The sequence below is a fragment of the Terrimonas rubra genome (assembly GCF_042686025.1).
In the GTDB taxonomy this organism is placed as follows: domain Bacteria; phylum Bacteroidota; class Bacteroidia; order Chitinophagales; family Chitinophagaceae; genus Terrimonas; species Terrimonas rubra.
The window spans coordinates 995,216-1,008,560 of sequence record NZ_JBHUOZ010000001.1; the positions used below are offsets into that span (position 1 = coordinate 995,216).

The 13,345-nt window shown below is 44.2% G+C and carries 8 protein-coding genes; 3 read left to right on the top strand and 5 right to left on the bottom strand.

From position 1 onward, the window contains the following. Positions 1-22: 22 nt before the first annotated feature. On the bottom strand, positions 23-514 hold the full coding sequence (locus ACFS6H_RS04290; RefSeq protein WP_386095566.1) for an RNA polymerase sigma factor: 492 nt from the start codon (positions 512-514) through the stop codon (positions 23-25). A gap of 264 nt (positions 515-778) precedes the next feature. Between ACFS6H_RS04290 and ACFS6H_RS04295 the strand changes: the two genes are divergently transcribed. Next, a complete protein-coding gene (locus tag ACFS6H_RS04295) occupies positions 779-2,815 on the top strand; it encodes a heavy metal translocating P-type ATPase (protein ID WP_386095568.1) in 2,037 nt (678 codons plus the stop codon). A gap of 584 nt (positions 2,816-3,399) precedes the next feature. Here the strand turns inward: ACFS6H_RS04295 and ACFS6H_RS04300 are convergent. After that, positions 3,400-4,530 carry an RtcB family protein gene (locus ACFS6H_RS04300; protein WP_386095570.1) on the bottom strand — a complete coding sequence of 377 codons (1,131 nt, stop codon included), beginning with the start codon at positions 4,528-4,530 and terminating at the stop codon, positions 3,400-3,402. 274 nt (positions 4,531-4,804) lie between these two features. On the opposite strand from ACFS6H_RS04300, the gene ACFS6H_RS04305 reads away from it, so the two are divergent. Next, positions 4,805-5,116, top strand: coding sequence for a HopJ type III effector protein (locus ACFS6H_RS04305; protein WP_386095572.1), 312 nt, complete (start codon positions 4,805-4,807; stop codon positions 5,114-5,116). A gap of 787 nt (positions 5,117-5,903) precedes the next feature. Next, positions 5,904-7,490: a BspA family leucine-rich repeat surface protein gene (locus ACFS6H_RS04310; protein WP_386095574.1), complete on the top strand. Its 1,587-nt coding sequence runs from the start codon at positions 5,904-5,906 to the stop codon at positions 7,488-7,490. A gap of 82 nt (positions 7,491-7,572) precedes the next feature. Here the strand turns inward: ACFS6H_RS04310 and ACFS6H_RS04315 are convergent, their stop codons facing one another. The 3 genes from ACFS6H_RS04315 to ACFS6H_RS04325 all read right to left on the bottom strand — a co-directional run bounded on the left by ACFS6H_RS04315 (position 7,573) and on the right by ACFS6H_RS04325 (position 13,232). Next, a complete protein-coding gene (locus tag ACFS6H_RS04315; RefSeq protein ID WP_386095576.1) occupies positions 7,573-8,871 on the bottom strand; it encodes a T9SS type A sorting domain-containing protein in 1,299 nt (432 codons plus the stop codon). 532 nt (positions 8,872-9,403) lie between these two features. Beyond that, a complete protein-coding gene (locus tag ACFS6H_RS04320) occupies positions 9,404-10,891 on the bottom strand; it encodes a T9SS type A sorting domain-containing protein (RefSeq protein WP_386095578.1) in 1,488 nt (495 codons plus the stop codon). Positions 10,892-11,063: 172 nt separating this feature from the next. Continuing rightward, positions 11,064-13,232 (bottom strand): T9SS type A sorting domain-containing protein, encoded by a 2,169-nt coding sequence (locus tag ACFS6H_RS04325; RefSeq protein ID WP_386095580.1) that lies wholly within the window; start codon positions 13,230-13,232, stop codon positions 11,064-11,066. Between the last annotated feature and the right edge of the window lie 113 nt (positions 13,233-13,345).

Consider the following 13,345-nt stretch of genomic DNA (forward strand, 5'->3'; position numbering starts at 1 on the left):
TAAGATCATCGAGTTCCATAATTTATATATTTATTAGTTGTCTTAATTTTTCTTTTACCCGGGTCATCTTTACACGCAAAGTACTTTCGCTTACGCCTAAGATCACCTCCATTTCTTTATAAGACCTGTCTTCCAGGTATAACAAGGTCAGTGCCTTCTCAACCCCGTTCAGCTTTGCAATAGCATGATAGAGTTGCTGCAGTTGTTCATCTTCCGGGGGTGAAGAAAAGTCTGTTATTTCAGGCATAACATCTCTCTGCACAACCGGTATCATTCTTTTCTTTTTACGGATACCGGAAAGCGCCGTATTGATAGATACCTGGTACAACCAGGTGCTGAATTTGGCCTCACCCCTGAACTGGTCAAAAGACTTCCAGGTTTGTACCATGATCTCCTGGAATAGATCCTGCCGGTCCTGTTCGGTTTCTCCATACAGCCGGCATACCTTCCAGATCAGGGCCTCGTTCCCGGCAATTCGTTCCGTAAAAGCATCCTGTTGTTGTTGGCTTGTCAATTCTTATTCATTTTATGTATATGTAGTCAAGAAAGGAAAAATGTTACGGAAAGAAAATATTTTTTCAAACTTTTTTAGACACGGATGATCCCGCCCTCCTGTTAATTTTGCGGAAACAAACAGTTTTGCCATAATCATGGCTTTTAAACAGCCGCTATATTTTACCTTTGTTAGGGCCGCTTTCTTTAACACGCAATACTCATCAGTTGCTGCGGGTATTGTTTCCTCCTTATTGCTGATACCTAAACCAAAAGTTTGCTATCTATGAAGCACAAACACATATACGATGCACAGGGCCGCCAGCTTTGCTGTACACCACAGGAAGAAAAAATATATACCGACGCCAATGCTCGGACCTTACTGGAAGAAAAGCCTCATAGAGAAGACCACGACCATGAACACAGTGATGATGATGGCCATGACCATGGCAGCACCAACAAAACGACCTTCCGGTTATTCCTGCCCTCCGTTATCAGCTTTGTGTTATTAATGCTGGCTATTGCTTTTGATAACTGGTTGCCGCAAACATGGTTTACCGGCTGGGTAAGGCTGGTTTGGTATATTATGGCCTATGCGCCGGTGGGGTTGCCGGTAATTAAAGAAGCGCTTGACAGCATCCGCAAAAGCAATATATTTTCCGAATTCCTGTTAATGAGCATTGCCACCATCGGAGCCTTTAGTATTGGCGAATACCCCGAGGGTGTGGCCGTGATGCTTTTTTATGCCGTAGGCGAAGTATTCCAGACACTGGCCGTAACCAGGGCCAAATCCAGCATTAAAGCCCTGCTGGATCAACGGCCCGATGAAGCCACCCTTTTAAAAAACAACCAACCGGTTACCGTAAAAGCGGCCGACGTAAACATTGGCGATATTATCCAGTTAAAACCCGGTGAAAAACTGGGGCTGGATGGTGAACTGCTATCAGAAACGGCAGCCTTTAACACGGCAGCGCTTACCGGCGAAAGTAAGCCCGATACTAAAACCAAAGGCGAAGTGGTTTTAGCCGGCATGATCAACCTTAACACTGTTGCCCAGGTAAAAGTTACCACGGCCTATAATGACAGCAAGCTGAGCAAAATTCTCGAGCTGGTACAAAATGCCACTTCACAAAAAGCGCCTACCGAGCTGTTCATCCGCAAGTTTGCAAAAGTGTACACGCCCATCGTGGTATTGCTGGCGGTGCTCATTACTGTTGTTCCTTATTTTTTTACCAGCCCTTATATATTTGATCAGTGGCTGTACCGGGCCCTGGTGTTCCTGGTTATTTCCTGTCCCTGTGCCTTGGTCATCAGTATTCCGTTGGGTTATTTTGGGGGTATTGGTGCTGCCAGTCGTAATGGCATACTTTTTAAGGGAAGCAATTTTTTAGATGTACTGGCCGGTATTAAAAATGTGGTAATGGATAAAACCGGCACCATGACCGAAGGCGTGTTTAATGTACAGGAAGTAAAAATGCAGGAAGGTTTTGATGAAAAACAGATCATGCCCCTGGTAAATGCGCTGGAAAGCCAGAGTACCCACCCCGTAGCAACTGCCATTCATAATTATGTGGGGCCTATTAACCCTTCCATAAAACTGGAGAACAGCGAGGAGATTGCCGGCCATGGACTTACAGCAACCGTAAATGGTAAACAACTGCTGGCAGGTAATTTTAAGCTGATGGAGAAGTTCAATATCCCCTACAATATCGATGCTGCTGGTATTGTGTACACCACCATTGCCATAGCTTACGATGGAAAGTTTGCCGGGTATATTACCATTGCCGATAGTATTAAAGCCGATGCAAAAGAAACCATTAACAAACTACACCAGCTTACCGTAAAAGCCACCATGCTCAGCGGCGATAAAAACACCGTGGTTAAACATGTAGCGCAGGAACTGGGTATTGATCATGCGTTTGGCGATTTATTACCGGAGGACAAAGTAAATAAAGTAAAAGCCATTAAGGCCCAAAACGAAACCGTGGCTTTTGCAGGCGATGGTGTAAACGATGCGCCGGTGGTAGCTTTAAGCGATGTGGGCATTGCCATGGGCGGCCTGGGCAGCGATGCTACCATTGAAACGGCCGATGTAGTGATACAGGACGATAAGCCCTCTAAAATACCCATGGCCATCATGATTGGTAAACAAACCAAAAAAATTGTGTGGCAAAACATCACCCTTGCCTTCGTGGTAAAAGCCATTGTACTGGTTTTAGGTGCGGGCGGCCTGGCCACCATGTGGGAAGCCGTATTTGCCGATGTGGGTGTTGCCTTACTGGCGATATTGAATGCCGTACGCATACAGCGCATGCAATTTTAAAAAGCCATTTTACAATATACCAGCGACCCTCTGATTTATAGTCAGAGGCCCCTAAATCTAAAAACAAGCCTAAGAAACTCAACGGCAGCAATAAATATGTCATTGGTATGATAGGTAAGCAATTTTATGGCACTCATTCGGGTTGGCTTTACCTGTGTATAATTTTACCCGCAGATAGCGCCGATTGTTTCCGCAGATTTTAGCAGATTATAACATTATTGGCGAAAATCTGCGCTGCCCTTTTTCTGCGACATTAGCGGGTAAAACCGTTGCCTAATTAAAAAGGAATTGCCATTTCTTATAAAACAGCACCCGACTTAAGGATGAGATTTTGTGTATCGTTTTAAAATCCTCTGCCCGGAAGGGTTATTTATTTTGCAATCTCAACTCGCCGTATAAAGCATTCACTAACATTAACCACCAAAAATGCCAATACACCTGTATCATTATTACTACTTCAACCATTGCTTCTCCTCTGCCGCCCGGCATACCAAACATACCCGTTACTGGTTTAAAAAATAGTTTGAAAAACCGGGGCGTAAACTATATAACAAACGGCCCCAACACAGGGCCGCTTTTACGGTTTAAATTTCGGTATACTTAATGGTTACTACCGGTGTTGTTTGTGTTATTTTTTTTAAATACGGCTGGTATTTAAAAATATCCTCCGCATTTTTATATGCAAAGTCAAACTCCTGTATATACCCATGTGGAAAGTTGCCGCTACGGTCTAACAGTTCGCTAAACTGCTCCTGGTATTGTTTCCGCTGTTTTTGCTTTAATACTGTTTTCCAGTATTTCATGGCATCAAACCGCGATAGCTTACGGCCAGCGCCGTGTGCACAGGAGTGTAAAGCATTTGCCGCAGCGGTTAAGGAAGCGGGTTGTACCAACAAACTACCTCTTGACATAGATAATGGTATTACCACCGTTTTACCCGTGGCCAGTGCCGTACTTCCCTTGCGGTGTATTACCTTACCGTTGGTAAACTGTAAATGGTTGTGTACAGCATCTTCCAGTACATACGGCGTGCCGTGTAATACACCGGTATCATCCACCTGGCTGTAGTTTAACTTCAGGTAGTTTTTTGCAATACCCACTTTATTACATTGTATATAATTGGCCTGCTGCAAAAAAATAAAGGTTTTTATACAAAAGTTTTTTCGTCTTTCATAACCAAACTCCAATGTTGTCTGGTAGTACTGTAAAAACTGCTCTTTCAAAAACTCTTTGTGTACAAAATCCACCGTTTTGCCATATACCTTTGAAAAGTCCCTGGTTAGCTGTATACATTGCTGGTACAGGCCAATACCACGATCCCTGGTACCTGTATGACAAATAATATAAACAGCCTCTTCATCTTCCTCAATGGCTAAAAAATGGTTGCCGCCACCCAGCCCGTCATCGGTCATTTGCTGATGCGCAAATTGTAAGGCTTTGTAATGCGCCCGTTTGTCAAATGGTTTTAACCAGTATTGTTTATTCACTTTAAGGTACATAACCCCACAGCCAATATCCTTACCGGTTATTAAGGGGTAACAATAATCCGATGTTTCAAAAACCACCCCAACCGGCAGGGCTTTTTCAGCGCAGTAATGAATATCGGTAAAAGCACAAACGGCATTTACAAAAGGTTTTTGTGCATACTGCTGCAGCTGATGCATAGCATTCTCTTCAATGCTATTGGCATCGCAATAAAATCCAATAGATTGCATGTTCTTATTTTTTACGAAAAAAAAGATTAGTTCCTGGGGATTGGTAGGAACATCTTCCCCATACAGAGATGTCAGCAGCCGAAGAGTATTCGGAAATGCAAAACTACAGAAAGAAAAAGGATTTATAAAAATTTAACCATTTCAATTGGTTGAGCAGAGTTACTACAGCTGAACGGAGCGTCGCAACCGCAGCCCCATCAGGGCGTTACAGCTGGCAACAAAAAATAAACTATTACAACCCGCTTTGTTTATTTTCGCTACAAAAAACAATAACATGGTAGCAGATATAGTAGCACAATTAAAAAATGGTGAGCTGAGCTTTAAAGAAGTACTGGCTTTTATTGAAGATAGTTATACCCACCGCCCCTTTGCTTTTAAAAACGGCGATCAGTACAATACCGCCAACGAAAACCAGGGCAGCGCCCGTGTGTTTGCTTTTGCCAAACAACAAAACCTTGGTAAGGAAGATACGTTATTGTTATTTGCCGAGCATTATAAAGCTGTGCTCGATAATCCGCAGGGAACCGATCACCAGAACATCCGACAGTTTATGCTGCACGGCTGGGAGGGTATTGCGTTTGAATAGTTTTAAAAATGCAAATTTTATTCGCCGGGGCTGCTTACCTATGTAAGCAGCCTTGTTTTTTATGGTATCAAGCATTGTAACATATCCTGTATATTTTTATAAACCTAACGTATATATATTATCGGATGAAACAGTTTAAATATTTATAATACAAGTACCCCTTATTCTGTACAAAGTATATTACATATTGCACAATATTTTTTCTTGCTATCGGCTGTGCTCATTTTTTTATGTAAAATTTTTTTTGTGAGCAGGCCCTTGTTGTTAATAAATCGGGGCGTGTTCATGCCCATGATTATCAAGGTGTTTAATAAAAAACAGTTGCCGCCTTATAATAAAACCGGTGGTGGTTGCTTCGCTTTCTGCACTTGCCGGCAAGCCAGCCACATTGCTTTATCATAAATTTTAATCACCTTTGTTAGACAAGTTCATCATCCTTTTTTAAACACCAAATTGTTCACCTATGTTTACTAAACTGGCCCTGGCATTATCCGCACTTGTTATACAATTACCGGCCGGCATTTTTTCTTTCTTATTGTTTTTACTGCCGGCTTCATTCCGAATAAAGCTTGTATCATACCTGTATTAACCATTGTAAACAATGGCCTTTATGTACAGGACTGAAATCTTTGTTTTCATTTTTTACCAGGCTTTGTTTTATAAAACACCGGCGTTTTACCAGGTGACCCTGTAATCATTTTTATTCCAGCCCTCCCGATAAGCCAGATCATATTTTTTTAACCCCGCAGGTATTATATCCATACCCGGCGGATAAACCTAACATGTAATGAAAAAAACGAGTTTTGGCCTGCTGTTCTTACTGGCCTCCCTGTTATCTTTTTCGCAAACACCCTTTATTACCACCTGGAATACCACAAAAGATGGCGTGTCGGCCAATAACCAGGTAGTTTTTCCCGGCCCTGCTGTTTACAGTATTAACTGGGAGCTGTTATCAAACCCTGCTATTGCCGGCACTGCAGCAGGCGCATTTAATACTACGATTAATTTTCCGGCCCCTGGTATTTACCGCATTAAAGTTTTACCGGTTGCACCTACTACGCTAATGGATTTTAATATGCCCCTTGTTTTCAATACCGGCGATGCCCAAAAATTGTTAAGTATTGAACAGTGGGGCTCAACTCCATGGGCAGCAGATATGAGTAATGCTTTCGGGTTTTGTGCTAATATGAATATTACCGCCACCGATATCCCTGGTTTTAGCGGGGTTACCAGTATGAACCGTATGTTTTTTGAATGTGTGGCACTTACCGCCAACACTACTATGAATAACTGGAACACAGCAGCCGTAACCGATTTTGGTAATATGTTTCATAATGCCGTGGCCTTTAACCAGGTTATTGGTAACTGGAGTACCGGTAATGCCGTTTTTATGGATAGCATGTTCCTGAATGCAGCAACATTCAACCAGCCTATTGGCGGCTGGAACACCACAAAAGTTACCCATATGAACAGTATGTTTGAGCAGGCATTTGAGTTTAACCAGCCACTTAACAACTGGACCACGGCCCAGGTAAGTACCATGGCTAATATGTTTGAATATGCTTTTGCCTTTAATCAGCCATTGTCGCAATGGAACACCGGCAATGTTACCAGTATGAGGAGTATGTTTGAACTGGCTTTTACATTTAACCAGCCGCTGGGTAGCTGGAACCTGCAAAAGATCAGTGCCGGCAACGGTTCGCTTGAAACCATGTTTGATGGCTCGGGGCTCAACTGTATAAACTACGATGCCACGCTGGCCGGGTGGGCAGCTATGGCTACAACACCCAATAACCTTAACCTGGGAAGCGCTGGTATAATATATTCCGCTGCTACCGGGGTTACCGCCCGCAACAACCTGCTTACCAATAAAGGCTGGCAGATTACCGGCGATAGTTACAATGCTGGTTGTAGTGCAACCTTACCGGTTAGCTTCGGTCATATTTCAGCCATTATAAGGGATAACAGACTACTGGTAAACTGGACCACCCTTACCGAAAATAATAATGATCATTTTGAAATTGAGTTGTCAGCAAACGGAAAAGATTTCTTTCCTTATGCCACCGTACAAACACTGGCAAAAGAGGGTAACAGCAGTACACCTTTATCATATTCTCACAACTTGACCGTTCCGCAAAAAATAGGCCTGGGCCTTATGTTGTTACTGTTAATGCCATTAAGTATAGGCAGCAGGAAAATACGGCGTATGGCCTTGTTCCTGCTGCTGTTTGCCGGTACCCGGACCATGTATAGTTGCTCGAAAAATAATGCAGACATGGTTTTACCTGCAGACAAAATATATGTACGTATTAAACAGGTTGATAAGGACCGCCACTTTATTTATTCCAATGTGGTAAAGGCCGGTTACCAATAAATACGGGCAATACTTTTTTGTATAAGAAAGGCCACGGTATAGTAACCGTGGCCTTTTAATGTATTGCTGATATGCTGATCTGTTACTTTACTATAAAAGATAACTTTTCCTCGCCTGCTCTTAAAAAATAAGCACCGGGCCTAAAGTTGTTCAGGTTAAGGTTATGCTCTCCGGCTGCATATTTTTTGCGTAGTAAAACCGCACCTGTACTGTTGTAAATGGTTACTTCGGCGGCGTGGTTTAATACAAGTGTGGCCGAGCCGTTTATAACCGGGTTAGGGTTTATACCTGCCAGCCTGTTGCCACTGCCTCTTACTGTTACAATTTTACTGTAACTGGTTACACCATCAAGGTCTCTTTGCTCCAGGCGGTAATGATAGTTCACATTATTGACAGCCTGGTCCTCGAAACTGTAATGGCTTTCGTTTTGTGTATTGCCTGCAGCATTAACGGTTCCCAGGTTTTCCCAATCGGTACCATTGGTACTTCTTTGTACAACATAATCTTTTGCCCCCGATTCGGTAGCAGTACTCCATTTTAATAATACCGTTCCGTTTTGTTGTTTAGCGGCAGTAAAACTTAACCAGGTTACAGGTACTGTTATGGTATAGGTAATCTCTATACGACCACCGGTAGCCACCCAGGCCGTATTGCCATTTGTTGTAGTTGAAGTAGGTGTAACAACAAGGTTGGCTCCAATGCGTCCGCCATTACCGGCCGTTTCTCCCGTTACATTGTAAATAGTACCCCCTGCACCACCATAGTGGCCACCACCACCGCCACCGCCGCCGCCGCCATCAGCGGTTGAGCTGGTTCCATTGCCCCCGGTATTGGAAGTACCGTTCGCAACATATGTATTAGAACCTGGGAGGCCTGAACCAGCCTGGTTGGCCATACCACCGCCGCCACCGGCACCCGCAGCCACCACCCTTACGGTGCCGGCAATCGTTAATACTGATGCCGAACCACCACCGCCGCCACCACCCGACGAACCTGTTGGGCCTGCGTTGCCGCCCCTGCCTCCATTATAAGCAGTTGTATAAGTTGATATGCCCCCGGCGCCACCACCCGTGTTGGTTGCCGCACTTGTTCCTGTTGTGCCTACCCGCCCGGGGTAAATGCCTATCACATTTCCGGGTGTTACACTGAATGTGGCCGATACAAAGCCCACGTTACTGGCCGCCGCATTGGTACAACCGGCGCCACAATCCTGGCCACCCAAACCGCCACTGGCGCCCCAGATCCTTACACCAATAGAGTTTACATTGGCCGGAACCGTCCAGGTAGTTGAACTGTTGTATACAGTAGTAATTTGTGCAAAAAGGGAAGAGCCTAAAAAAGTAAGAAGTAATAAAAAAGTAGATGTTTTCACATATTTCATTGCATTGAGTTTAATGTTGTTACAAGCCTTTACCGGGGGTGAAGGTACTCATATTACAAGTTGATAATAATAGGGTGGCCCCCCTCCGTTAAACAACAATAATACCAAAACAGGCCTTTTTTTGCCCAAAAATTAAGGTTTTCTACTAAGTAGTTTATCCAGCTTATTGCTTATAATTTTATGAATGGTCGCGGGTATTTATACCAAGGGTTACACATCCAAAATGGAGTATAATAATTTTGTTCTCAAAATTTTACACTTTACAAATAAAAAATAGGTGTTTTGCTTTTCACCATACATCCATACCTGTTTATTGTTCCGGTTACATGAAAAAATGCGGGGTTAAACTGGCTGTATATGCGCAGGTATTTTAGGGTAGCCGGCGTTACTATAAATGCTTTACTTTTCTCAAATTTTTTGATAAAAATCAACCATTTACACCATTAAATAAGTCCCGTTTTTAGCTGTAAAAGGTCCAAAAAGCAAAGCGGCCACCAATGGCGGCCGCTTTGCTTTTTCCTGTTTTTGCTTATTACAATACAAACTTCACCGTTCCGGTACTGCTCACCAGAACATAGGTCCCGGCTTTCAGTTGTGAAACATCAATGAATGTCCTTCCGGCTGGTATATTACGTTTGATCAGTTCCCGTCCCTGCAGGTCAAAAATGCTGATCTGTTCATTTGCTTCACTATCCAATTGCAGCTGGTTATTTTTTACGGGATTTGCTCCTATCCGCAGGGCTTGTTTGTCATTGCCGGTAAGTGCATACAGGGTTTTGCTGTAAGTGCTCTTTCCGTCCAGGTCTACCTGCCTGATCCTGTAATAGTGTTTACCGGCTGCCGGGCTTTCGTGCTTATAAGTATAGGCTGTTTCTCTTACCGTATTTCCGGCGGCGGCAACCACCGATAACAGTGTCCATTCACCCGCTTCGTATTTATGCTCCAGCTCAAAGCGGTCAGTATTTATTTCAGCTAAAGTGGTCCAGTTCAGCAACACATCTTTCCTGTTATACTGGTAAGTAAAATCTTTCCATGTTACCGGCAAAGTGCTGATGGTCATTGTTGCGGTAACCAAAGGATTTACAGATGCGCTGCCTTCCCCGGCCAGTATAAGCCGGTTATTACTCCCTGTTTTACCAACCGCCACTGCGTAAATATGATCGGTACGCCCCGATGCCTGTATTACCCAACTGGTGCCATTGTAATAATGTAAAGCGCCGGAGTTGCCGGCCGCCCATATATTGGAGCTGTTGGAGCCGTAAATATGGTTTAGTGTATAGGTGGTGGTGGTCTGTAATGTCCAGGTACCGCCGCTTAAACGGTATATCTGGCCCGGGTTGCTGCCGCCGGTTCCACCTACGGCCCACATATTGGTGGCGCTGCTGCCCCATATGCCCTTAACCGTTGGCACACCGGATAATTGCTCCACCCAGGTATCCACCCCGTTCCATTTATAAATAACCCCGGTATTGGCGCCGCCCGTTGCACCTACCGCCCACATATTGGCTGCATTGGTACCCCATATGCGGCTGGGACTAAACGCGGGGTTTATGCCTGCATTTCTTGCTGTCCAGGTACTGCCGTTCCAGTGAAATATACGGCCCGATGAGCCGGCTACCCACACATTGTTGGCGGCGGTTCCCCAGATAGAACGAATACTACCCGATCCAAACCAGTTGGTAGGCGATAACAGGTTTTCCCAGCTTGTTCCGTTAAACCGGTGCAGTTGGTTGCCGGTAGTTACACCGCCTACATATATGGTATTAACGTCGGCCGCCCATACGGCAAAGCGCTGGCTGTTTATACCCAGCGGTTCGCTTTCCGTCCATGTACTGCCATTCCATCTCACCATTTTGCCGGAATTACCCACTGCCCAGGCATTGGTGGCATTTAAAGCAAAAACATCCCACATCACCTGTTGGGAGGGTTGAGGACTTACCGGCGCCCAAACCTGGGCTTTTAAAAAAACAGGAGCCAGTAACAAACAAGAGTAGAGGGAGAAATGTAAAAATTTTTTCATACAGCTTTTTGATTATCCTTCAAAGATAACGGTCTGTATGATTTATACTTCTTTGATAATGATAGGTTAACACATTATATTTTTAATATTATTAATTTTTTTAAACATGTGCTTTTTTATAAGAGAAAACCCCGGATAAAGTCCGGGGTTTTCTCTTATAACCTGTTGCGTTTTATTGTTTTTTAATTTTGAATGTTTGTGTTTCCCCGTTTTTAGCCGTTACTTTTATTATATATATACCGGTTAAAAAACCGCTCATATCAATCTCCGGCCTAAAACCCTGTAACTGTAAAACGGTTTTCCCGGAAAAATCCATCAGACTAATTCCGGCAATATCCTGGCGGCGACCCGACTTCAGTATCAGCTTATTGGTAACCGGGTTAGGATATGCAGACAATAGTTTAACCCCTCCTGTAGCACCTGTTTTGGCTATATCAGAATAACTGTACTGACCGTCTATATCAATTTGTTTTAAACGGTAATAACTGGTGCCGTTAAGGATATTATTATCTGTAAAAGCATATTGCAGGCTTACCTGGCTATTGCCCTGTGGTGCAGCAGTTGGCACAAAACCAATCTGGGTCCAGCTAATACCATCGGCACTTCTTTCAATCCCGAAACCGGTATTGTTTTGTTCTGAAAAAGTTTTCCATTTCAGGTCAATGGTATTTACTCCGGTTTTTACGGCCTCAAGGTCACCTAGTGTTACCGGTAGCGCAATATGGTCAATAATAGTATAGGTGATCTGCCCGTGCAGTGTTTGACAAAAAGAGCCTGCAGTATTGGGTGCTATAATATTACCCGTTGGGTTTAACACCTCCATAATAATAGTTTCGTTGCTTTCTGTTACATTATCTGCCACTATTTGTATGTAGGGAGCAAGGCTGATGCCTGTGGCATCTGTACCATCATAATTACCCACCGGAACAGGTATCGTAATAAAACCGGTAGCCGGGGTGGTAATATAATCTACGCCGCGTGTTGCAGTACCACCTACAAAATGTAATTGTACCGAACTGGGCGTACTTACATTACCGCTTAACTGCAGTTTGGGAAGCGCTGCGGTGGGTACTGTTTCCAACCCGCTTTTGGAAGCGCCTTCAAAAGTAGCCACAGAGCTGGCCGTTTGTATCTGTATATTATCCAGGAAATTGCCTACCGATAAGCTACCTCCCGAAGTACTCACCGCCCTGAAACCAAACGTTACCACATTACTGGCAGAGGAAGAGGGATTAGTCCAGGTTCCACTGTATAAGGTCCAGCCATTGGCATCAGTACTCACTTTTGTTGCCGTGGTGCCGGCCAAAACACTACCGGCGACAATATCGTGGGTACCGGTTACCGCGTTATTATCATCAAACATGGCCACATCAATATAGTTAATCGTAAGGGCCATCCTGTCCACCCCACTACGCCCCCTGTGGGCAAAAGACCAGGTAAAGGTTTCGCCGGGTAATAAACAAATTGGTTCCTGCACCAGCATACCACTTGAGTGAGCGTTGAGTTCTACAAAATAATTACCACCGTGTGCCGGTACATTTCCTGCAGGATTACTGCCACCACGCCAAAACTCAACCGGTGTTCCATGTATGGGTGCACTGACAGAAGCATCCCACATGCCTACAGGCTCTGTTGTACTCCAACCGGCCACCAGCCCTTCGGCTACAAATTGTACACCGGTTGTTATATTGCTTCCTATTTCAAAATTCCCGTTTGTAAAATACCGTACCGGTTCTGTTGTTGTGGTAAACACCTGCACTTCCCCAAAAGTCAGCGCTTCATCCTGTAATGTGAGTATGCGCACATAACGGGCTTTGTGAATACCAATATTCAGACGCAATACCCGGTTCGTTCCTTCCAACGGAAACTGCGGGCCAAGATTAACATCCACAGCCTGCGGAACTGTAGACGAGGTACCAAAAGGCAGGCTACCGCTGGCTATGGGTGCTGTATAAATTAAACGGTTAATGCGGTTTTCGCCAATATAAGCCGAAGGTTGCGCGGAGGGGAAACTAAGATCTGTAGATTGTGTGGTGATCATAAACCGCCGGCCCCGGTTTTCAGTTGCCGTACTTGTTGTATTAGCCACCAGCACAATGCTGTCAATAAAATAATCCGCGCCTAAATCAATCTGGAACCATTCTGCATTGGGCGGGGCCTGCGCATTGCCTGTAGTAGCGCTGTTGGCCCCATCGTTAAAATTACCATTTACCAGGTTGGACAGGTTGGTACCCGATGTGGCGGTTACTGTTTTGCCCAGCGCCACATTGGTTTGTGCGCGGATCGCATGGGTAATAAAAAAGGTTGAAAAGAGAGATAGAAGGTAAAAGTGTTGTCTCATAAAAGTCAAGGGGGTTTATAATAGATTAAATCAGGGAGCCTTAGTTGGTGTTGCAGAGAGCCAAAACACATTACTAATATAACATATTTTACTTCTATGCTATTTGTACTCCG